We start from the raw sequence: 18611 nt of genomic DNA on the forward strand, positions 1-18611 counted from the left end.
GTCAGATGAAGAAAAGATTTATCGCCGGAGCGAGTTGCCCGAAATGCCAACAACAGGACAGCCTGCGCTGGTGGATTGAGAACAATATTGAGTTAGTAGAGTGTGTTGACTGCAATTACCAAGATCAACGTAAACCGCAATCCGTCGAGCAAACCACTCGCGCTGATGAAAATATGATCGGGATTTTTAGACCGGAATAATTGTGTTTCTCAAATTCATCCCCATAATACGCAGGGTAATGTTTTACATCCCAGTTATCTGGGTCTCGATAATGCCTTGGAGCAATTATGAAAATTGAAAAGAACGTAGTCGTAAGCCTAGTGTACCAAGTTAAACTAGAAGATGGCGCAGTTGTTGACCAATCAACAGTTGATGCTCCACTAGACTACCTACACGGTAATAACAACCTAATTACTGGTCTAGAGAAAGCTCTAGAAGGTAAGCAAGCTGGCGACAAATTCGAAGTAACTGTAGCTCCAGAAGAAGCATACGGCGAGCACAGCGATGACCTAGTTCAACGCGTTCCTGCAAATGTATTCCACGGTGTTGACCAAATCGAAGTGGGTATGCGTTTCCTAGCGGATACTGACCAAGGTCCAATCCCGGTAGAAGTGACTGAAGTTGATGGCGACGAAGTTGTTGTTGACGGTAACCACATGCTAGCTGGTCAAACTCTAACGTTTGAAGTTGAAGTTGTCGCAGTACGTGAAGCAACAGCAGAAGAGATCGAACACGGTCACATCCACCAAGGTGGTGGTTGCTGTGGTGGTCACGACCATGACCACGAAGGCGGCTGCTGTGGTGGCGAAGATAAAGGCGACGATCACGAGTGCTGCGGTGGCGGCGGTTGTGGTTCTCACTAATCGCAGTTTTGCTTAGAGCAGAATAGATAAAAGCGCAGCCGATTGGCTGCGCTTTTTGCATTTGAACAAGCGCGAGAATCAAGTTATGCAACCAACACAAATCCCATTTGCGATTGCCATTCACGGTGGTGCGGGCACGATTTTACCTGAGCATATGAGTGCTGAATTACAAGCGGCAATCGAGCAAGATTTGGCTAATGCGGTCAAAGCAGGGCACGCTATTTTAACTCAAGGTGGTTTGGCGGTTGATGCGGTTGTCGCCGCGGTTAAAGTGCTAGAAGACTCCCCTCATTTTAATGCAGGTAAAGGTTCGGTATTGACCCACAAAGAGATGGTTGAAATGGATGCCAGCATTATGGATGGGCGCAACAGTGAAGCGGGTGCGGTTGCTTGTGTGCGCCATATTAAAAACCCGATTACTCTCGCTTATGACGTGATGCTACATAGCCAGCACGTGCTTTTGTTTGGTGAGGGGGCAGAAGAGTTCGCTTTTAGCCGCGGTTATGATTTTACTGAGCAAGATTACTTCTTTACTGACCGTCGTTATGACCAACTGATGGCGATCAAAGAGCAAGGCGGAGTGGCGCTTTCGGAAGCGAATTACTCACAAGGCAGTTATCCAGATGATGGGAAACACGGCACGGTTGGTGCGGTAGCATTAGACCAATTGGGTAACCTTGCGGCTGCGACCAGTACTGGCGGGATTACCAATAAACGTTATGGACGCGTCGGCGACTCACCGATTATCGGTGCAGGCACATTTGCCGAGAACGGCAATGTGGCACTATCTGCAACTGGTGTTGGCGAGTGTTTCTTGCGTAAAGCAGTGACTGCGGATATCGCGGCTCGCATGCGCTATTTGCAAGAAGATGTCTCAGTAGCATGTGAAAATGTGATTCAGGGCGAACTTAAGCAAATTGGTGGTGAAGGTGGTGTGATTGGTCTCGATGCCCAAGGAAAAGTACACTTTGCCATGAATTCAACCGGTATGTATCGTGCGAGTATTGATACTAACGGCTTGTTGCAGGTGAAAATTTATGCTGAATAATAGCCAGTTTAACCACTATTAAGCTAAGTGGCTGACACTGCTCAGCCTTTTATCATGCGATATTCGACGATAACCCGATTAAGTCGGTATGATTAAAAAATGACTGCAAGAAGTGTGATTCAGTGCTAGAATCCTTTTTTAACTAGCAATCAGACTTGGAAAGATGGGAAATAACGTAGTCGTTCTAGGCACCCAATGGGGTGACGAAGGTAAAGGTAAAATCGTAGACCTTTTAACTGAAGATGCAAAATACGTGGTGCGCTACCAAGGCGGTCACAACGCAGGTCACACACTTGTAATTGATGGTGAGAAAACAGTTCTTCACCTAATTCCATCAGGTATCCTTCGCGATAACGTAAAATGTGTTATCGGTAACGGTGTTGTTCTATCACCTGAAGCTCTAATTAAAGAAATGAAGCCTCTAGAAGAGCGCGGTATCCCAGTACGTGAGCGTCTTTTCATTTCTGAAGCATGTCCTCTAATTCTTCCTTACCACGTAGCGCTAGACCAAGCGCGTGAACTTGCACGTGGTAAAAAAGCGATTGGTACAACTGGTCGTGGTATCGGTCCTGCATACGAAGACAAAGTTGCTCGTCGAGGTCTACGCGTTGGCGACCTATTCGATATGGAAGCATTCGCTGAGAAACTAAAAGAAGTAATGGAATACCATAACTTCGCTCTAGTGAACTACTACAAAGCAGACGCAGTAAGCTACGAAGAAGTACTTGAGCAAGCTAAAGGCTACGCTGAACTACTAACTTCTATGGTTATGGACGTAACTGACGAACTAGACGCAGCACGTAAGCGCGGCGACAAGATCATGTTCGAAGGTGCTCAAGGTACACTTCTAGATATCGACCACGGTACTTACCCGTACGTAACTTCTTCTAACACAACTGCTGGTGGTGTTGCTGCAGGTTCTGGTTTTGGTCCACGTCACCTAGGTTACATCCTTGGTATCGCGAAAGCTTACTGTACTCGCGTTGGTGCAGGTCCATTCCCAACTGAACTGTACGATGGTCTAGACAAGCAAGATCCAGTAGGTAAGCACCTAGGTACTGTTGGTCACGAGTTTGGCGCAACAACTGGTCGTCTACGCCGTACTGGTTGGTTCGATGCTGTTGCTATGCGTCGTGCAATCCAAATCAACTCAGTAACTGGTTTCTGTCTAACTAAACTAGACGTACTAGATGGTCTTGAAGAGCTAAAAATCTGTACTGGTTACAAGATGGACGATGGCTCTGTACTAGAAGTTTCGCCAATGGCTGCTGACGAGTACGAAAAAGTAACGCCAATCTACGAAACTATGCCTGGTTGGTCTGAGAACACTGTTGGTGCAAAATCACTAGACGCGCTTCCACAAGCAGCTCTTGATTACATCAAACGTATCGAAGAACTAACTGGTGTGCCAGTAGACATCATCTCAACTGGTCCAGACCGTAACGAAACTATCATCAAAGTTCACCCATTCGAAGCTAACTAATTCGAAACAGAACTTTGTCGCTCAATGCAGCGAGTGAGTTACACAGTTTGATAAAAGCCGACTTCAGAGTCGGCTTTTTTGTGCCTGTATTTTTTGTCTGCAGGTTTACTGGTGTGAGAGACGGCAAGGCTTGCTGGATTTTTCATCAGCTTGTGGCAAACTATTGCCAACTGAGGGCAATTTTTGTCTAAAGAGTTTTTGAACGTTGCCGATAAAGTTATCGAGACTAATTCTGCCTATTATTTAGGTAGGGTAGGCATCGAATTCAACAATAGTGCAGGTATAGTGCAGGTATGAAGCTACGAACAGTAGCAGCTTCGTTGATGATGTCACTGTGTGCGACCTTTAGTTACGCTAACGTAGCGGATGTGGGGGCGCCAGTGCCGATATATTCCGAAGCTGAACTAATTAAACTGATCGAACAGAATAAACATTTAGAACGAGTTAAAGCCGACAACTGCCAGCTGGTGGAAGATATTGTCGCGCGCGCGACCCGTATTAGCCTGCCATCCTACGAATTTTTGTATGGTGATATGTTGGCTTGGGGCGTGTGTGTTGAGCAAGATGTTGAACTGGGTCTTTATTACATGGAAAACGCGGCTCATCAAGGTTTGCCGACTGCACTCGAGCAACTTGGTCGTTATTACTCGCGTGGTACGTTGGTACAGCAAGATAAAGAGCGAGCGATCCCATACTTGCGTGAGGCAGCGGCAATGGGTAACTTGAATGCGCGTATTCACTTAGCGGAATTGCTTTTGCGTGATTACGGCAGCCCACTCGATTATGAAGATGCTTACCGCTGGCTGTACAACTCAGTAACGGCTGATCAGCGTCAACACAAACGAATTTCACGCTTAAGACAAGGTCTTGAGCAGCGTATGCCAGACAACATTATTGCGCGCGCGAAACGTCGCGATACCTTCTGGTAAGTCTGCGTTAAAAATTCCAAAAACTGCACTTATAAAAATGCCCAGCAATCGCTGGGCATTTTTGTCTTCAAGCAGGGAGAGGTTATTGAACCACTTCACCTGATGCGATAACGGTTTCGCGTACCACTTCGGTAAACTCTAGTGCTTCCTTACGGATTTGATCTTCGTCTACGGTTAGGATTTCGCGATCTTGCATGATTAGCTGACCGTCAACGATAGAGTGGCGAACGTTAGCAGAGTTAGCTGAGTACACCAGTGCCGAGTATGGGTTGTAAACCGGTACCATGTTTGGCGCTTTGGTATCGATAACAATGATGTCAGCCAGTTTGCCTGCTTCAAGCGAGCCGATCTTGTCTTCCATGTGTAGTGCTTTTGCTGCACCCATGGTTGCCATATCGATAACCTTGATTGGTGGCATTGCTGCGCGGTCTTTGTTTACTAGCTTGTGCACTTTTGCCACTTGGTTGAATTCGTCAATCGTGCTCAGTGTGTTGCCAGACATAGGACCATCAGTACCTAGACCGATGCGTACATTTTCATCGTACATTTGCAGTGCTGGTGATACACCTTTTGCTGATTTGATGTTGGCACTCATATTGTGTGCTACACCCATATCAGATTTCTTCACTAGCTCGATGTCTTTGTCATCGACAAGGATCATGTGCGCGCCTACTAGGTTTTTGTTTAGTGCGCCAATACTTTCCATGTATTGCACTGGTGATAAACCATTTGAACGTTCAGCGATCACTTGTTGCTCACGGTCAGATTCTGCTAGGTGCATCATTACTGGTACATCTTTCTCTAGCGAAAGTTTCGCCACTTTTTGCAGGATCTCTGTGGTGTTCGTGTATGGACCATGAGGTGCAAATGCTGGTGTGATACGTGGGTGGTCTTTGTATTCTTCAATGAATTTAAGCGTGTAATCGATACCTGCTTCTGCGTTCTTCGCTGATGCTACTGGGAACTTGATGATGGTTTCACCCAGGATTGCACGCATGCCAATCTTATCAACGGTTTTCGCTACTTCGTCTTCAAAGTAGTACATGTCAGCGTAAGTCGTCACACCACCTTTTAGCATTTCAACGTTACCTAGGTTTGCACCGATGCGCACCATATCACGTGATACAAGCTTCGCTTCTAATGGGAAGATGTAACGGTGTAGGCGATCTGGCACGTCGTCCGCTAGTGAGCGGAATACGGTCATTGAAACGTGAGTGTGAGTGTTGATAAGACCCGGCATAACGATATCGCCATCCACGTCTAACACTTTATCTGCTTTGTATTGCTTCTCTAAAGACTCATCACCAACGGCGATGATTTTGTTGTCTTTCACTACAACAGTACCGTTTTCATAAACAGTTTTGTCTTGGTTCATAGTTAGAACCATAGCGTCGGTGATCATCAGATCAACTTTCTCTGCGGCAATTGAGACGGCTGAGAATAGACCTAAGCTGGCAATCGCTGTTGCTAATAAAGTGCGTTTCATAGTTATCACTAAACCTATAAAGGGAGGGGATAGGAAATTGGCGCTGAATATGGCAATAAGCCGTTTTATTTGCAAACGTTTGCTTTATAAATTGCAATGAAGTGTGATCTTGATCGGTAGTGGTTGTCGCGTGTACATTGGTGAGCTAAGTTATCAAAATTTCATGGCTATTTTTCCTTTTTGTAACAGCTAAGCTGTAGCTTATATCGTTACTCAGATATAATAGCCACATACCTTCCTTGCTAATTGGGCTTGCTTATGTCAGACCAAATCCAAAACGATCCATTCGCTGATCGTGAATCAGAAAATTATGAAAATCCGATTCCAAGCCGTGAATTCATTCTTGAATTTCTAGCGCAGGCTGGCGTCCCACTAAACCGCAATGATTTATTCGAAGCACTGCAACTTGAAGGCGAAGAGCAGTATGAAGGCTTGCGCCGTCGACTGCGTGCTATGGAGCGTGATGGACAACTGGTCTTCACTCGTCGTCAATGCTATGCGCTACCTGAAAAACTCGAAATGGTGAAAGGCCACGTGATTGGTCATAAAGACGGTCACGGCTGGGTAAGACCTGAAGGTAGCATGAAGAAAGAAGACGATATCGTGCTGCCTCACCATCAAATGAAAAACATCATTCATGGTGACTTCGTGTTGGTGCAACCAACGCAAAACTCAAAACGCGGTCGCAAGGAAGGACGCTTAGTTCGCGTATTGGAAGAGCGCAATACACAAATTGTGGGTCGTTTCTTCTTAGAATATGGCTATTCATACGTGGTGCCAGACGATTCACGCATCAGCCATGACATCTTGATCCCAAATGACCAAAAAGCCGGTGCCCGTATGGGTAACGTGGTGGTTATCGAGATCACCGACCGTGGTTCACGCTCTCGTGGCATGATGGGTAAAGTAGTGGAAGTACTTGGTGAGAACATGGCACCAGGTATGGAAACGCAAATTGCCATTCGTACCCACCAAATTCCTCACGAGTGGCCAGAAGCTGTCGACAAGCAAGTTGCGAATCTGGGCGAAGAAGTGCCAGAAGAAGCCAAAGTCGGTCGTGTTGATTTACGCCAGTTGCCTTTGGTCACGATTGATGGTGAAGACGCACGTGACTTTGATGATGCGGTTTACTGTGAAGCGAAAAAAGGCGGCGGTTGGCGTCTATGGGTGGCGATTGCTGACGTAAGTTACTACGTACGCCCAGAAACGGCGCTCGATAAAGAAGCGATTAACCGTGGTAACTCGGTTTACTTCCCATCGCAAGTTGTCCCTATGCTGCCAGAAGTGCTGTCGAACGGCTTATGTTCGCTTAACCCGCAAGTTGACCGTCTATGTATGGTGTGTGAGATGACTATCTCGGCGAGCGGTAAGCTATCAAGCTACAAGCACTATGAAGCGGTGATGAACTCTCATGCACGTCTGACTTACACCAAAGTGGGTGAAATTCTCGATGGCAATGAAGAGCTACGTGAACGCTATCAGCCATTGGTGCCACATCTAGAAGAACTGCATAAGATGTACAAGGTGCTGAAAGATGCGCGCGATAATCGTGGTGCGATCGAGTTTGAAACGGTGGAAGCGAAGTTCATCTTTAATGCTGACCGTAAGATTGACCGCATTGAACCTGTGATTCGTAACGATGCGCACAAGATCATCGAAGAGTGTATGATTTTGGCGAACATCGCTTCAGCATCGTTGGTAGAGAAAGCCAAAGAGCCGGCATTGTTCCGTATTCACGAAACTCCGGGTGAACTACGCCTGCAAGGTTTCCGTGATTTCCTTGGCGAGCTAGGTCTAAACCTAGGTGGCGGTCTGGAGCCATCGCCAACCGATTATGCTGAGCTAGTAAAACAGATTGCTGAGCGCCAAGATAAAGAGTTGATCCAAACTATGCTGCTGCGCTCAATGAAGCAAGCAGTGTACAGCGCGGATAACTGCGGTCACTTTGGTTTAGCACTTAAACGCTACGCGCACTTTACGTCACCAATTCGTCGCTACCCTGACTTATTGTTACACCGCGCAATCAAATATTTGATAGCCAAAGAAGAAGGTCGTAACCAAGACCGTTGGACACCAACCGGTGGTTTCCATTACTCATTTGACGATATGGATTTCTACGGTGAGCAATGTTCGATGACTGAGCGTCGCGCGGACGATGCGACTCGTGAAGTTGCTGATTGGCTCAAGTGTGAGTACATGCAGGATCACGTAGGTGAAGAGCTAGACGGCGTGATTGCCAATGTAACTAGCTTTGGTTTCTTTGTCCGTTTGACTGAACTGCACATCGATGGCTTGGTTCATATTTCATCCTTGGCGAACGACTACTACCAATTTGACCCAATTGGTCAAAGACTTATCGGCGAAAGTTTCGGTGCTATTTACCGTCTTGGTGATGCAGTAAAAGTGAAAGTGCTGTCGGTCAACTTGAACGATAAGCAAATTGACTTTGAATTAGTCGAAACAAGTCGTAAGCTACGCGGCAAAGGAAAGACGGCGAAGAAGCGTGCGGCAGAAGCACAGCAGAAAGCGAAAGCGAAAAAACGTGCCGCGACGGGAAGCCGTTCGGAGCGCAAAGCAACACCAGACATTGAACCGACGAAACGTCCAGAGCCTGCCGAGCGCAAAGAGCGTAAAGGACCTAACGAGGTGAGTGGTGATGCCAACAAGCCGAAAGTGAAAAAGGCACGTAAGAAAAAGCCGCATAGCAAGCCGAAGAAAACTAAGCGCGCAAAGAGCGAATAACAGGTTTAGATAATGAGTAACGAATTTCTTTACGGTATTCACGCAGTCAAAGCAGTACTAGAGCGTGAACCTGAGCGTTTTATTGAAGCGTTCGTATTAAAAGGTCGTCAAGACGACCGTCTATTGCCAATTTTGAATGAACTGCAACGTTGTGGTGTGTCGATTCAACAGATGGTGCGTAAAACGCTAGATGACAAAGCGCAAGGCGCAAACCACCAAGGTATCATCGCTCGAGTTAAGCCGGCTAAACAGCTTAACGAGAACGACCTTGATGACATTCTGGCTCAGCATGAACAGCCACTGCTGTTGGTATTGGATGGCGTGACTGATCCGCATAACCTAGGTGCTTGCCTGCGTAACGCAGATGCAGCGGGTGTTGCGGCAGTTATCGTACCGAAAGATCGCTCAGCACCAATGACGGCAACAGTGAGTAAAGTTGCTTGTGGTGCTGCTGAGATTGTACCGCTAATCCGCGTGACTAACCTTGCACGTACGATGCGTGCACTGCAAGAGCAGGGTGTTTGGTTTGTTGGTACGGCAGGTGAAGCGACGCACGACATTTACCAAGCAAAACTGACCGGTAAACTGGCAATCGTAATGGGTGCAGAAGGTGACGGCATGCGTCGCCTAACGCGCGAAACCTGTGATGACCTAATCAAGATCCCAATGGCAGGTACGGTTTCAAGTCTTAACGTATCAGTAGCTTCAGGTATCTGTTTGTTTGAAGCTGTGCGTCAGCGTAGCTTGTAAAAGTGAGCGCAACGCTTAAAGAGCGTTGCTTACGGATCACGGAACGCTAATCTCGATGGAGATTAGCTACCGAGAAGGGATGTGAACGCTGTATAGCTTCACATCCTTTTTTATTCGATGTTGTATTTTGGGTCGTGTGTTTGCGAGCACAGCGTTCCGTAGCGGAGCATAAGCTTCGCGTTCCCGCATCTCAAAGCCATGCAAAGCAGGGCGTCCGCTTTTTCAAGATTATTTTCCAACCAACTCTTGCACATAAAATTGTGATCTGTATAATGCAGCGCACTGGTTAAGCCAGTTGTGAACCAATGAGCAGCGAGGAGCTGACTTATCGAAAGGTAACGTCAGGTAATGTAGACTCAGCTTATGTTCGCGGTTAATACAATTAGCTATCTTTTCTTCGGAAAAACTATCCCCAGAGGTGACTCTGGTATGTAGGGGTAGTTAATCGAAAATTAACTGACAATGCGTCCTAATCTTGGATGCTACGGTTTCACATAAATCAATCGGCATTCTCTCGTCTTGACGAGTTTGAGTGGCGATATTGTTTGTGTAATTTTTAATAATTGGAGCTCTGTCTCATGCAGAACCAACGTATCCGTATCCGCCTAAAAGCTTTCGATTACAAACTAATCGACGCTTCTACAGCGGAAATCGTTGAAACGGCTAAGCGCACTGGCGCACAGGTTCGTGGTCCAATCCCACTACCTACTCGTAAAGAGCGTTTCACAGTTCTTATCTCTCCACACGTTAACAAAGATGCTCGTGATCAGTACGAAATCCGTACTCACAAACGTCTAATCGACATCGTTGAGCCAACAGACAAAACTGTTGATGCTCTGATGCGTCTAGACCTTGCTGCGGGCGTTGACGTACAAATTAGCCTAGGTTAAGGGAGATTAGAAGAATGATTGGTCTAATCGGTCGTAAAGTGGGCATGACCCGCGTATTTACTGAAGAAGGCGTTTCTATCCCTGTAACTGTTGTTGAGGTTGAAGCGAACCGTGTAACTCAAGTTAAATCTCTTGAGACTGACGGCTACGCAGCAATCCAAGTTACTGCTGGTACTAAGAAAGCTAACCGCGTTACTAAACCAGAAGCTGGTCACTTTGCGAAAGCTGGTGTTGAAGCTGGTCGCGGTCTTTGGGAATTCCGTTTGGAAAACGGTGAATCGTTCGAAGTTGGCGCTGAGCTAACAGTTGAACTATTCAACGAAACTAAGAAAGTAGACGTTACTGGTACATCTAAGGGTAAAGGTTTCCAAGGCGCTGTTAAGCGTTGGAACTTCCGTACTCAAGATATGACTCACGGTAACTCATTGTCTCACCGTGCTCCTGGTTCTATTGGCCAATGTCAAACTCCAGGTCGCGTGTTCAAAGGCAAGAAAATGGCAGGTCACATGGGTGCTGAGCGTGTAACGACTCAAAACCTAGAGATCGTACGTGTTGACGCTGAGCGCAATCTGCTTCTTATTAAAGGTGCAGTCCCAGGCGCAACTGGCGGTAACGTGATCGTTAAACCAGCTATTAAAGCATAACGTCTCAGGAGTAAGTAATGGAACTTATGGTTAAAGGTGCTGATGCACTGACTGTTTCTGAAACTACTTTCGGACGTGAGTTTAACGAAGCTCTTGTACACCAAGTAGTTGTTGCGTTTGCAGCAGGTGCTCGTCAAGGTACACGCGCTCAAAAAACACGTTCAGAAGTTTCTGGCGGTGGCGCTAAGCCATGGCGTCAAAAAGGTACTGGCCGTGCACGTGCTGGTACAATCCGTAGCCCAATCTGGCGTACAGGTGGTGTTACTTTTGCTGCGAAACCTCAAGATCACAGCCAAAAAGTAAACAAAAAAATGTACCGCGGTGCTATGAAGAGCATTCTTTCTGAGCTAGTTCGTCAAGAGCGTCTAATCGTTGTTGATAACTTCTCTGTAGAAGCGCCAAAAACTAAAGAGCTAGTTGCTAAGCTTAAAGAACTTGAGCTTAACGATGTACTAATCGTAACTGGCGAAGTAGATGAAAATCTATTCTTAGCAGCTCGTAACCTATACAAAGTTGATGCACGTGATGCAGCTGGTATTGACCCAGTTTCTCTAATTGCATTTGACAAGGTTCTAATGACTGCTGATGCAGTTAAGCAAGTTGAGGAGATGCTAGCATGATCACTGAAGAACGTATCCTAAAAGTTCTACGTGCTCCGCACATCTCTGAAAAAGCAACTATGGCTGCAGAGAAGGCGAACACAATCGTTTTCAAAGTAGCTAAAGATGCAACTAAGAAAGAGATCAAAGCAGCTGTAGAAAAGCTATTTGAAGTTGAAGTTAAGTCTGTAAATACTCTTATCACTAAGGGTAAGACCAAACGTCAAGGTCTACGCCAAGGTCGCCGCAGCGACGTTAAGAAAGCGTACGTTACTTTGAACGAAGGTCAAGATCTTGACTTTGTTGGCGGCGCGGAATAACAGGAGTAGTTGAGAAATGGCTATTGTTAAATGTAAGCCGACTTCCCCTGGTCGTCGTCACGTTGTTAAAGTTGTTAACGCTGACCTACACAAGGGTAAGCCTTACGCACCACTTCTAGAGAAAAACTCTAAGAACGGCGGTCGTAACAACAACGGTCGTATTACAGTACGTCACATCGGTGGTGGTCACAAGCAGCACTACCGTGTAATTGACTTTAAACGTACTAAAGACGGTATCCCAGCGAAAGTTGAGCGTCTAGAATACGATCCAAACCGTAGCGCAAACATCGCTCTAGTTCTTTACAAAGACGGTGAGCGTCGTTACATCCTAGCACCTAAAGGTCTAAAAGCTGGTGATGCTATCCAGTCTGGTGTTGATGCACCAATCAAAGCTGGTAACACGCTTCCAATGCGTAACATCCCAGTAGGTTCAACTGTACACAACGTTGAACTTAAACCTGGTAAAGGTGGTCAGCTAGCTCGTTCGGCTGGTGCATATGCTCAAATCGTTGCTCGCGACGGTTCATATGTAACTATCCGTCTACGTTCTGGCGAAATGCGCAAAGTATTGTCTGAAGGCCGTGCAACAATCGGTGAAGTAGGCAACTCTGAGCACATGCTACGTGAATTAGGCAAAGCTGGTGCTAAGCGCTGGCGTGGTGTTCGTCCAACCGTTCGCGGTGTGGTAATGAACCCGGTTGACCACCCACACGGTGGTGGTGAAGGTCGTACATCAGGCGGTCGTCACCCAGTATCACCATGGGGTATGCCAACTAAAGGCTTCAAGACTCGTAAGAACAAACGCACTGACAAGTACATCGTACGTCGTCGTAACAAGTAATCTATATAAAGAGGAATCGCCATGCCACGTTCTCTCAAGAAAGGTCCATTTATTGACCTACACTTGCTGAAGAAGGTAGAGAAAGCGGTGGAAAGCGGAGACAAAAAGCCACTTAAGACTTGGTCCCGTCGCTCAATGATCATCCCTACGATGATCGGTTTGACCATCGCTGTCCATAATGGTCGTCAGCACGTACCAGTATTTGTAACTGAAGAAATGATCGGTCACAAACTGGGTGAATTCGCACCAACTCGTACTTACCGCGGTCACGCTGCGGATAAGAAAGCTAAGAAGCGTTAAGGAGTAAATAATGGAAGCTATTGCTAAACATAACTTTGCTCGCATTTCGCCTCAGAAAGCTCGCTTAGTTGCAGATCAAATTCGTGGTAAAAACGTTGACCAAGCACTAGAAATCTTGACTTTCAGCAACAAAAAAGCTGCTGAACTAATCAAGAAAGTTCTTGAATCAGCTATCGCGAATGCGGAGCACAACGAAGGTGCAGATATCGACGATCTAAATGTCGCTAAAATCTTCGTAGATGAAGGCCCGATCATGAAGCGTATTATGCCTCGTGCTAAAGGTCGTGCGGATCGTATCTTGAAGCGTTCAAGCCACATCACTGTTGTTGTAGCAGATCGCTAAGAGACTAGGAGAGTAAGCAATGGGTCAAAAAGTACATCCAAATGGTATTCGTCTTGGCATCGTTAAGCCTTGGAATGCTACATGGTTTGCTAATACCAAAGATTTCGCTGACAACCTAGACGGCGACTTCAAGGTACGTCAGTTCCTAACTAAGGAACTAGCAAAAGCATCACTATCACGTATCGTTATCGAGCGTCCTGCTAAGAGCATCCGTGTGACTATTCACACTGCTCGTCCAGGCGTAGTAATCGGTAAGAAAGGTGAAGACGTAGAGAAACTACGTGCAGCTGTAGCGAAAATCGCAGGTGTACCAGCGCAAATTAACATCGCTGAAGTACGTAAACCTGAGCTTGACGCTCAACTTGTTGGTGACAGCATCGCGTCTCAACTAGAGCGTCGTGTTATGTTCCGTCGTGCTATGAAGCGCGCGGTACAAAACGCTATGCGTCTAGGCGCTAAAGGCATCAAAGTGGAAGTAAGCGGTCGTCTAGGCGGCGCTGAAATCGCACGTTCTGAGTGGTACCGTGAAGGTCGTGTGCCTCTACACACTCTACGTGCTGACATTGATTACGCAACTTCTTCGGCTCACACTCAATACGGTGTGATCGGCATTAAGACTTGGATCTTCAAAGGTGAGATCCTAGGCGGTATGCCAGCAGCTAACGCTGTAGAGCCTAAGGCTGACAAGCCTAAGAAGCAGCGCAAAGGCCGTAAGTAAGGAGTCGACAGATGCTACAACCTAAACGTACTAAGTTCCGTAAGGTTCAGACAGGTCGTAACCGTGGTCTAGCTAAAGGTACTGATGTAAGCTTCGGCGAATTCGGTCTTAAAGCTGTTGGCCGTGGTCGTCTAACTGCTCGTCAAATCGAAGCGGCACGTCGTGCAATGACACGTCACGTTAAGCGTCAAGGTAAAATCTGGATCCGTGTGTTCCCAGACAAACCTATCACAGAAAAACCACTTGAAGTTCGTCAAGGTAAGGGTAAAGGTAACGTTGAGTACTGGGTAGCCCAAATCCAACCTGGTAAGGTTATGTACGAAATGGGTGGTGTACCTGAAGAATTGGCACGTGAAGCGTTCCGCCTAGCGGCTCGTAAACTGCCATTCAAGACTACATTTGTAACTAAGCAGGTGATGTGATGAAAGCACAAGATCTACGCGAAAAGAGCGTTGAAGAGCTTAACGCTGAGCTATTGAATTTGCTACGTGAACAGTTCAACTTGCGCATGCAAGCTGCAACTGGTCAACTACAGCAAACTCATACTCTGAAAGCTGTACGCCGTGATATCGCACGTGTGAAAACTGTTTTGACTGAGAAGGCAGGCGCATAATGAGCGAAGTAAAACGTACTCAACAAGGTCGTGTAGTTAGCGACAAGATGGACAAGTCTATCGTAGTTGCTATCGAACGTTTCGTAAAACACCCGATTTACGGTAAGTTCGTTAAACGTACGACTAAAGTACACGCACATGACGAAAACAACGAGTGTGGCCTAGGCGACACTGTTGAAATCGCAGAGTGCCGTCCACTATCTAAGACTAAGTCTTGGACATTGGTAAAAGTTCTAGAAAAAGCTAAAGGTTAATCTTAAGCTATTTCTATGAAATTAAACGGCTCCAAAATTATTTTGGGGCCGTTTATTTTTTGACTACCCAATCACAAAAAAGGGTGGTACAATTCGCGTCCCTTTTAAAGAGGCAGCCCGACCCGTGATGGGTCTAGTTATTAATATTTAGCGGAGCACTAACAATGATCCAAATGCAAAGTACACTTGACGCAGCTGATAACTCAGGCGCGCGCAAGGTAATGTGTATTAAGGTCCTGGGTGGCTCACACCGCCGTTATGCACATATCGGTGACGTTATCAAAGTTACTGTGAAGGAAGCAATTCCTCGCGGTAAAGTTAAAAAAGGTGACGTTCTGAAGGCGGTTGTTGTGCGCACTCGCAAAGGCGTTCGTCGTCCAGACGGTTCTGTCATTCGCTTCGACCGTAATGCTTGCGTATTGTTGAATGACAATACTGAGCAACCAATCGGTACACGTATCTTTGGCCCTGTGACACGTGAGCTTCGTGGCGATAAGTTCATGAAGATCGTTTCACTGGCTCCAGAAGTTCTGTAAGGAGCGCTAAGAGATGGCAGCTAAAATCCGTCGTAATGACGAAGTAATCGTTCTTGCTGGTAAAGACCAAGGCAAGAAAGGTAAAGTAACTAAGGTTCTGACAACTGGTAAAGTTATCGTAGAAGGTATCAATCTAGTTAAGAAACACCAAAAACCTGTTCCTGCACTAGGTATCCAAGGCGGTATCGTAGAGCAAGAAGCAGCGATTGATGTTTCTAACGTTGCGATCTTCAACGCAGCTACTGGTAAAGCAGACCGCATCGGTTTCCGCATCGAAGACGGTAAGAAAGTTCGTTTCTTCAAGTCTAACGGCGAAACTGTTTCTAACTAATAGAAAGTAATTTGGAGTTCTACTATGGCGAAACTGCATGATTACTACAAGTCGTCTGTAGTTGCTGAACTGACCAAAGAGTTCAGCTACTCAAGCGTCATGCAAGTCCCTAGAATCGAAAAGATCACCCTTAACATGGGTGTGGGTGAAGCAATCAACGATAAGAAACTGCTAGAAAACGCAGCTGCTGATATGGCAACGATCTCTGGTCAAAAGCCACTTATCACTAAAGCTCGCAAATCTGTTGCTGGTTTCAAAATCCGTGAAGGCTACCCAATCGGTTGTAAAGTAACCTTGCGTGGCGAACGTATGTGGGATTTTCTTGAGCGTTTAATTAACATCGCTCTTCCACGTGTACGTGACTTCCGTGGTGTTAGCGCTAAGTCTTTTGACGGACGCGGTAACTACAGCATGGGCGTTCGCGAGCAAATCATCTTCCCGGAAATCGACTTTGATAAAGTTGATCGTGTCCGCGGTCTTGATATCACTATCACGACGTCTGCTGGTTCCGATGAGGAAGGCCGTGCTCTGCTGGCTGCCTTTAACTTCCCATTCCGTAAGTAAGGTGAAGGGTTACTGTTATGGCTAAAAATTCGATGAAAGCACGTGAAGCAAAACGTGCGAAGCTAGTAGCTAAGTTCGCTGAAAAGCGTGCAGCGCTTAAAGCTATCATTAGCGATGTAAACGCATCTGAAGAAGATCGTTGGAACGCAGTTCTTAAACTGCAAGCTCTTCCACGCGATTCAAGTGCATCACGTCAGCGCAACCGTTGCAACCAAACTGGTCGCCCACACGGTTACCTACGTAAGTTCGGTCTAAGCCGTATCAAAGTTCGCGAAGCTTGCATGAAAGGCGAGATTCCTGGACTTCGTAAGGCTAGCTGGTAATTGCCACTTAATCATTTGGAGTAAATCATATGAGCATGCAAGATCCGATTTCGGATATGCTGACCCGCGTTCGTAACGGTCAGGCAGCAAATAAAGTTGCTGTTAAAATGCCTTCTTCAAAGCTTAAAGTTGCAATTGCTGCACTACTGAAAGCTGAAGGTTACATCGTTGACTTCGCTGTTGAAGGCGAAGCAAAACCTGAGCTAGAAGTTACTCTTAAGTACTTCCAAGCTAAACCAGTAATCGAGCAACTTAAGCGTGTTTCTCGTCCAGGTCTACGTGTTTACAAGAAGAAAGATCAACTTCCTTCTGTAATGGGTGGCCTAGGTGTTGCTATCGTTTCTACTTCCAAGGGTCTTATGTCAGACCGCGCTGCTCGTAAAGCAGGTCTTGGTGGTGAAATCATCTGTTACGTTGCGTAAGGAGTAGACTATGTCTCGTGTTGCTAAAGCACCTGTCGCTATTCCAGCTGGCGTAGAGGTGAAACTAAACGGCCAAGAAATCACTATCAAAGGCGCTAAGGGCGAGCTATCTCGCGTACTTAACGACGCTGTAGTGATCGCTCAGGAAGAAAACAACCTTACATTCGGTCCTAAAGAAGGTGTTGTAAACGCATGGGCTCAAGCAGGTACTGCTCGCGCTCTAGTTAACAACATGGTTATCGGTGTGACTGAAGGCTTTACGAAGAAGCTAGTTCTTAAAGGTGTTGGTTACCGTGCTGCTATCAAAGGCAACGCTGTAGGTCTAACACTAGGCTTCTCACACCCTGTTGAGCACGAGTTGCCAGCGGGCGTAACAGCTGAGTGTCCAAGCCAAACTGAAATCATTCTAACTGGTTGCGATAAGCAAGTAGTTGGTCAAGTTGCGGCTGACATTCGTTCTTACCGTCAACCTGAGCCTTACAAAGGTAAAGGTGTTCGTTACGCAGATGAAAATGTGCGTACTAAAGAAGCTAAGAAGAAGTAAGGTAACACTATGGATAAGAAAGCATCTCGCATCCGTCGTGCTACACGTGCACGTCGTAAGATTGCAGAACTGGGTGCAACTCGCCTAGTAGTACACCGTACTCCTCGTCACGTGTACGCACAGGTGATTGCGGCTAACGGCTCTGAAGTTATCGCTGCAGCATCTACTGTAGAAAAAGCGATCCGTGAGCAAGTGAAATACACTGGTAACATCGATGCAGCTAAAGCAGTAGGTAAAGCTGTTGCTGAGCGCGCTCTTGAAAAAGGCGTATCTGCAGTTGCATTCGATCGTTCTGGTTTCCAATACCACGGTCGAGTAGCGGCGCTAGCAGAATCTGCTCGCGAAGCTGGTCTGAAATTCTAAGGTAGGGTTGGAAGATGGCTAAAGAACAACAAGTTCAAGCGAATGATTTGCAAGAAAAGCTAATCGCAGTTAACCGCGTTTCTAAAACGGTTAAAGGTGGTCGAATCATGAGCTTTACTGCACTAACTGTAGTTGGTGACGGTAACGGTCGTGTAGGTTTCGGTTACGGCAAAGCTCGTGAAGTACCTGCAGCGATCCAAAAAGCAATGGAAAAAGCGCGTCGTAACATGATTACTGTTGCGCTAAACGAAGGCACTCTTCACCACCCAGTGAAAGGTCGCCACTCGGGCTCTAAAGTTTACATGCAGCCTGCTGCAGAAGGTACTGGTGTTATCGCAGGTGGTGCGATGCGTGCAGTACTAGAAGTTGCTGGCGTACATAACGTACTATCTAAAGCATACGGTTCTACGAACCCTATCAACATCGTTCGTGCAACGATCGATGCTCTAGCTAGCGTTAAGTCACCAGAAATGGTTGCTGCTAAACGTGGTCTAACTGTTGAATCTATTTCGGAGTAAGAACACCATGGCAACTATTAAAGTAACTCAAACTAAAAGCTCAATTGGCCGCCTACCAAAGCACAAAGCTACTTTGCGTGGTCTAGGTCTTCGTAAAATCAACCACACAGTAGAACTTGAAGATACTCCGTGCGTTCGCGGTATGATCAACAAGGTTTACTACATGGTTAAAGTTGAGGAGTAATCA

At 46.4% G+C, this 18611-nt stretch carries 28 protein-coding genes; 27 read left to right on the forward strand and 1 reads right to left on the reverse strand.

Going from position 1 to position 18611, the window contains the following annotated elements; all coding sequences use genetic code 11:
• The first annotated feature begins 5 nt into the window (after positions 1 to 5).
• The 5 genes from GZN30_RS14305 (at position 6) to motX (ending at position 4323) form a co-directional block, all read left to right on the forward strand.
• Positions 6 to 200, forward strand: a complete 195-nt coding sequence (locus GZN30_RS14305; RefSeq protein ID WP_075651064.1) for a YheV family putative zinc ribbon protein — start codon at positions 6 to 8, stop codon at positions 198 to 200.
• A gap of 87 nt (positions 201 to 287) precedes the next feature.
• On the forward strand, positions 288 to 863 hold the full coding sequence (slyD, locus tag GZN30_RS14310) for a peptidylprolyl isomerase (RefSeq protein WP_075651062.1): 576 nt from the start codon (positions 288 to 290) through the stop codon (positions 861 to 863).
• A gap of 85 nt (positions 864 to 948) precedes the next feature.
• Positions 949 to 1911 carry an isoaspartyl peptidase/L-asparaginase family protein gene (locus GZN30_RS14315; protein ID WP_075651060.1) on the forward strand — a complete coding sequence of 321 codons (963 nt, stop codon included), beginning with the start codon at positions 949 to 951 and terminating at the stop codon, positions 1909 to 1911.
• 163 nt (positions 1912 to 2074) lie between these two features.
• Complete coding sequence (locus tag GZN30_RS14320) at positions 2075 to 3394, forward strand: adenylosuccinate synthase (RefSeq protein WP_075651058.1); 1320 nt, start codon at positions 2075 to 2077, stop codon at positions 3392 to 3394.
• A 293-nt stretch (positions 3395 to 3687) separates the two neighbouring features.
• Positions 3688 to 4323: a flagellar protein MotX gene (gene motX, locus GZN30_RS14325; RefSeq protein WP_123780056.1), complete on the forward strand. Its 636-nt coding sequence runs from the start codon at positions 3688 to 3690 to the stop codon at positions 4321 to 4323.
• An 82-nt stretch (positions 4324 to 4405) separates the two neighbouring features.
• Here the strand turns inward: motX and GZN30_RS14330 are convergent, their stop codons facing one another.
• Positions 4406 to 5815 (reverse strand): amidohydrolase, encoded by a 1410-nt coding sequence (locus tag GZN30_RS14330; RefSeq protein ID WP_075651080.1) that lies wholly within the window; start codon positions 5813 to 5815, stop codon positions 4406 to 4408.
• A gap of 252 nt (positions 5816 to 6067) precedes the next feature.
• Here GZN30_RS14330 and rnr point away from each other — a divergent pair, with 252 nt between their 5' ends.
• The 22 genes from rnr to rpmD all read left to right on the forward strand — a co-directional run bounded on the left by rnr (position 6068) and on the right by rpmD (position 18608).
• Positions 6068 to 8551 (forward strand): ribonuclease R, encoded by a 2484-nt coding sequence (rnr, locus tag GZN30_RS14335; RefSeq protein WP_075651056.1) that lies wholly within the window; start codon positions 6068 to 6070, stop codon positions 8549 to 8551.
• Positions 8552 to 8563: 12 nt separating this feature from the next.
• Positions 8564 to 9301 (forward strand): 23S rRNA (guanosine(2251)-2'-O)-methyltransferase RlmB, encoded by a 738-nt coding sequence (gene rlmB, locus GZN30_RS14340; RefSeq protein ID WP_075651054.1) that lies wholly within the window; start codon positions 8564 to 8566, stop codon positions 9299 to 9301.
• A 578-nt stretch (positions 9302 to 9879) separates the two neighbouring features.
• Positions 9880 to 10191: a 30S ribosomal protein S10 gene (gene rpsJ / locus GZN30_RS14345; RefSeq protein WP_001181007.1), complete on the forward strand. Its 312-nt coding sequence runs from the start codon at positions 9880 to 9882 to the stop codon at positions 10189 to 10191.
• Positions 10192 to 10205: 14 nt separating this feature from the next.
• On the forward strand, positions 10206 to 10835 hold the full coding sequence (rplC, locus tag GZN30_RS14350; RefSeq protein WP_075651052.1) for a 50S ribosomal protein L3: 630 nt from the start codon (positions 10206 to 10208) through the stop codon (positions 10833 to 10835).
• A 17-nt stretch (positions 10836 to 10852) separates the two neighbouring features.
• On the forward strand, positions 10853 to 11455 hold the full coding sequence (gene rplD / locus GZN30_RS14355; RefSeq protein WP_075651050.1) for a 50S ribosomal protein L4: 603 nt from the start codon (positions 10853 to 10855) through the stop codon (positions 11453 to 11455).
• Complete coding sequence (rplW, locus tag GZN30_RS14360; RefSeq protein WP_005597130.1) at positions 11452 to 11754, forward strand: 50S ribosomal protein L23; 303 nt, start codon at positions 11452 to 11454, stop codon at positions 11752 to 11754. Before rplD ends, rplW begins: the two co-directional genes overlap by 4 nt.
• A gap of 16 nt (positions 11755 to 11770) precedes the next feature.
• Positions 11771 to 12595 (forward strand): 50S ribosomal protein L2, encoded by an 825-nt coding sequence (gene rplB / locus GZN30_RS14365; protein WP_075651048.1) that lies wholly within the window; start codon positions 11771 to 11773, stop codon positions 12593 to 12595.
• 21 nt (positions 12596 to 12616) lie between these two features.
• Positions 12617 to 12895 (forward strand): 30S ribosomal protein S19, encoded by a 279-nt coding sequence (gene rpsS, locus GZN30_RS14370; RefSeq protein ID WP_011078827.1) that lies wholly within the window; start codon positions 12617 to 12619, stop codon positions 12893 to 12895.
• A 10-nt stretch (positions 12896 to 12905) separates the two neighbouring features.
• On the forward strand, positions 12906 to 13238 hold the full coding sequence (gene rplV, locus GZN30_RS14375; RefSeq protein WP_075651046.1) for a 50S ribosomal protein L22: 333 nt from the start codon (positions 12906 to 12908) through the stop codon (positions 13236 to 13238).
• Positions 13239 to 13257: 19 nt separating this feature from the next.
• The gene (gene rpsC / locus GZN30_RS14380) at positions 13258 to 13956 is read left to right on the forward strand and encodes a 30S ribosomal protein S3 (protein ID WP_075651044.1); all 699 of its coding nucleotides are present in this window, start codon (positions 13258 to 13260) and stop codon (positions 13954 to 13956) included.
• Positions 13957 to 13967: 11 nt separating this feature from the next.
• On the forward strand, positions 13968 to 14378 hold the full coding sequence (rplP, locus tag GZN30_RS14385; RefSeq protein ID WP_005379577.1) for a 50S ribosomal protein L16: 411 nt from the start codon (positions 13968 to 13970) through the stop codon (positions 14376 to 14378).
• Positions 14378 to 14569, forward strand: coding sequence for a 50S ribosomal protein L29 (gene rpmC, locus GZN30_RS14390; RefSeq protein ID WP_004410456.1), 192 nt, complete (start codon positions 14378 to 14380; stop codon positions 14567 to 14569). Before rplP ends, rpmC begins: the two co-directional genes overlap by 1 nt.
• Positions 14569 to 14823, forward strand: coding sequence for a 30S ribosomal protein S17 (rpsQ, locus tag GZN30_RS14395; protein WP_075651042.1), 255 nt, complete (start codon positions 14569 to 14571; stop codon positions 14821 to 14823). The genes rpmC and rpsQ overlap by 1 nt, the downstream gene beginning before the upstream one ends.
• A 164-nt stretch (positions 14824 to 14987) precedes the next feature.
• On the forward strand, positions 14988 to 15359 hold the full coding sequence (gene rplN, locus GZN30_RS14400) for a 50S ribosomal protein L14 (RefSeq protein ID WP_004745883.1): 372 nt from the start codon (positions 14988 to 14990) through the stop codon (positions 15357 to 15359).
• A 13-nt stretch (positions 15360 to 15372) separates the two neighbouring features.
• A complete protein-coding gene (gene rplX, locus GZN30_RS14405; protein WP_075651040.1) occupies positions 15373 to 15690 on the forward strand; it encodes a 50S ribosomal protein L24 in 318 nt (105 codons plus the stop codon).
• A 24-nt stretch (positions 15691 to 15714) separates the two neighbouring features.
• Positions 15715 to 16254 carry a 50S ribosomal protein L5 gene (gene rplE, locus GZN30_RS14410; protein WP_075651038.1) on the forward strand — a complete coding sequence of 180 codons (540 nt, stop codon included), beginning with the start codon at positions 15715 to 15717 and terminating at the stop codon, positions 16252 to 16254.
• Positions 16255 to 16271: 17 nt separating this feature from the next.
• Positions 16272 to 16577, forward strand: coding sequence for a 30S ribosomal protein S14 (gene rpsN, locus GZN30_RS14415; protein ID WP_075651036.1), 306 nt, complete (start codon positions 16272 to 16274; stop codon positions 16575 to 16577).
• Between the two features lie 29 nt (positions 16578 to 16606).
• Positions 16607 to 16999, forward strand: coding sequence for a 30S ribosomal protein S8 (rpsH, locus tag GZN30_RS14420; RefSeq protein WP_075651034.1), 393 nt, complete (start codon positions 16607 to 16609; stop codon positions 16997 to 16999).
• A gap of 10 nt (positions 17000 to 17009) precedes the next feature.
• Complete coding sequence (rplF, locus tag GZN30_RS14425; protein ID WP_075651032.1) at positions 17010 to 17543, forward strand: 50S ribosomal protein L6; 534 nt, start codon at positions 17010 to 17012, stop codon at positions 17541 to 17543.
• 9 nt (positions 17544 to 17552) lie between these two features.
• A complete protein-coding gene (gene rplR, locus GZN30_RS14430) occupies positions 17553 to 17906 on the forward strand; it encodes a 50S ribosomal protein L18 (RefSeq protein ID WP_075651030.1) in 354 nt (117 codons plus the stop codon).
• A gap of 14 nt (positions 17907 to 17920) precedes the next feature.
• The gene (rpsE, locus tag GZN30_RS14435) at positions 17921 to 18424 is read left to right on the forward strand and encodes a 30S ribosomal protein S5 (RefSeq protein WP_075651028.1); all 504 of its coding nucleotides are present in this window, start codon (positions 17921 to 17923) and stop codon (positions 18422 to 18424) included.
• Positions 18425 to 18431: 7 nt separating this feature from the next.
• Complete coding sequence (gene rpmD / locus GZN30_RS14440) at positions 18432 to 18608, forward strand: 50S ribosomal protein L30 (protein WP_000201159.1); 177 nt, start codon at positions 18432 to 18434, stop codon at positions 18606 to 18608.
• Positions 18609 to 18611: the final 3 nt, after the last annotated feature.

Source organism: Vibrio ponticus, assembly GCF_009938225.1.
GTDB lineage: Bacteria > Pseudomonadota > Gammaproteobacteria > Enterobacterales > Vibrionaceae > Vibrio > Vibrio ponticus.

What these genes read in the sequence shown, in the direction of transcription:
- GZN30_RS14305 (WP_075651064.1), top strand. Translation starts at nt 6, where the DNA reads ATGAAGAAAAGATTTATCGCCGGAGCGAGTTGCCCGAAATGCCAACAA.
- slyD (WP_075651062.1), top strand. Translation starts at nt 288, where the DNA reads ATGAAAATTGAAAAGAACGTAGTCGTAAGCCTAGTGTACCAAGTTAAA.
- GZN30_RS14315 (WP_075651060.1), top strand. Translation starts at nt 949, where the DNA reads ATGCAACCAACACAAATCCCATTTGCGATTGCCATTCACGGTGGTGCG.
- GZN30_RS14320 (WP_075651058.1), top strand. Translation starts at nt 2,075, where the DNA reads ATGGGAAATAACGTAGTCGTTCTAGGCACCCAATGGGGTGACGAAGGT.
- motX (WP_123780056.1), top strand. Translation starts at nt 3,688, where the DNA reads ATGAAGCTACGAACAGTAGCAGCTTCGTTGATGATGTCACTGTGTGCG.
- rnr (WP_075651056.1), top strand. Translation starts at nt 6,068, where the DNA reads ATGTCAGACCAAATCCAAAACGATCCATTCGCTGATCGTGAATCAGAA.
- rlmB (WP_075651054.1), top strand. Translation starts at nt 8,564, where the DNA reads ATGAGTAACGAATTTCTTTACGGTATTCACGCAGTCAAAGCAGTACTA.
- rpsJ (WP_001181007.1), top strand. Translation starts at nt 9,880, where the DNA reads ATGCAGAACCAACGTATCCGTATCCGCCTAAAAGCTTTCGATTACAAA.
- rplC (WP_075651052.1), top strand. Translation starts at nt 10,206, where the DNA reads ATGATTGGTCTAATCGGTCGTAAAGTGGGCATGACCCGCGTATTTACT.
- rplD (WP_075651050.1), top strand. Translation starts at nt 10,853, where the DNA reads ATGGAACTTATGGTTAAAGGTGCTGATGCACTGACTGTTTCTGAAACT.
- rplW (WP_005597130.1), top strand. Translation starts at nt 11,452, where the DNA reads ATGATCACTGAAGAACGTATCCTAAAAGTTCTACGTGCTCCGCACATC.
- rplB (WP_075651048.1), top strand. Translation starts at nt 11,771, where the DNA reads ATGGCTATTGTTAAATGTAAGCCGACTTCCCCTGGTCGTCGTCACGTT.
- rpsS (WP_011078827.1), top strand. Translation starts at nt 12,617, where the DNA reads ATGCCACGTTCTCTCAAGAAAGGTCCATTTATTGACCTACACTTGCTG.
- rplV (WP_075651046.1), top strand. Translation starts at nt 12,906, where the DNA reads ATGGAAGCTATTGCTAAACATAACTTTGCTCGCATTTCGCCTCAGAAA.
- rpsC (WP_075651044.1), top strand. Translation starts at nt 13,258, where the DNA reads ATGGGTCAAAAAGTACATCCAAATGGTATTCGTCTTGGCATCGTTAAG.
- rplP (WP_005379577.1), top strand. Translation starts at nt 13,968, where the DNA reads ATGCTACAACCTAAACGTACTAAGTTCCGTAAGGTTCAGACAGGTCGT.
- rpmC (WP_004410456.1), top strand. Translation starts at nt 14,378, where the DNA reads ATGAAAGCACAAGATCTACGCGAAAAGAGCGTTGAAGAGCTTAACGCT.
- rpsQ (WP_075651042.1), top strand. Translation starts at nt 14,569, where the DNA reads ATGAGCGAAGTAAAACGTACTCAACAAGGTCGTGTAGTTAGCGACAAG.
- rplN (WP_004745883.1), top strand. Translation starts at nt 14,988, where the DNA reads ATGATCCAAATGCAAAGTACACTTGACGCAGCTGATAACTCAGGCGCG.
- rplX (WP_075651040.1), top strand. Translation starts at nt 15,373, where the DNA reads ATGGCAGCTAAAATCCGTCGTAATGACGAAGTAATCGTTCTTGCTGGT.
- rplE (WP_075651038.1), top strand. Translation starts at nt 15,715, where the DNA reads ATGGCGAAACTGCATGATTACTACAAGTCGTCTGTAGTTGCTGAACTG.
- rpsN (WP_075651036.1), top strand. Translation starts at nt 16,272, where the DNA reads ATGGCTAAAAATTCGATGAAAGCACGTGAAGCAAAACGTGCGAAGCTA.
- rpsH (WP_075651034.1), top strand. Translation starts at nt 16,607, where the DNA reads ATGAGCATGCAAGATCCGATTTCGGATATGCTGACCCGCGTTCGTAAC.
- rplF (WP_075651032.1), top strand. Translation starts at nt 17,010, where the DNA reads ATGTCTCGTGTTGCTAAAGCACCTGTCGCTATTCCAGCTGGCGTAGAG.
- rplR (WP_075651030.1), top strand. Translation starts at nt 17,553, where the DNA reads ATGGATAAGAAAGCATCTCGCATCCGTCGTGCTACACGTGCACGTCGT.
- rpsE (WP_075651028.1), top strand. Translation starts at nt 17,921, where the DNA reads ATGGCTAAAGAACAACAAGTTCAAGCGAATGATTTGCAAGAAAAGCTA.
- rpmD (WP_000201159.1), top strand. Translation starts at nt 18,432, where the DNA reads ATGGCAACTATTAAAGTAACTCAAACTAAAAGCTCAATTGGCCGCCTA.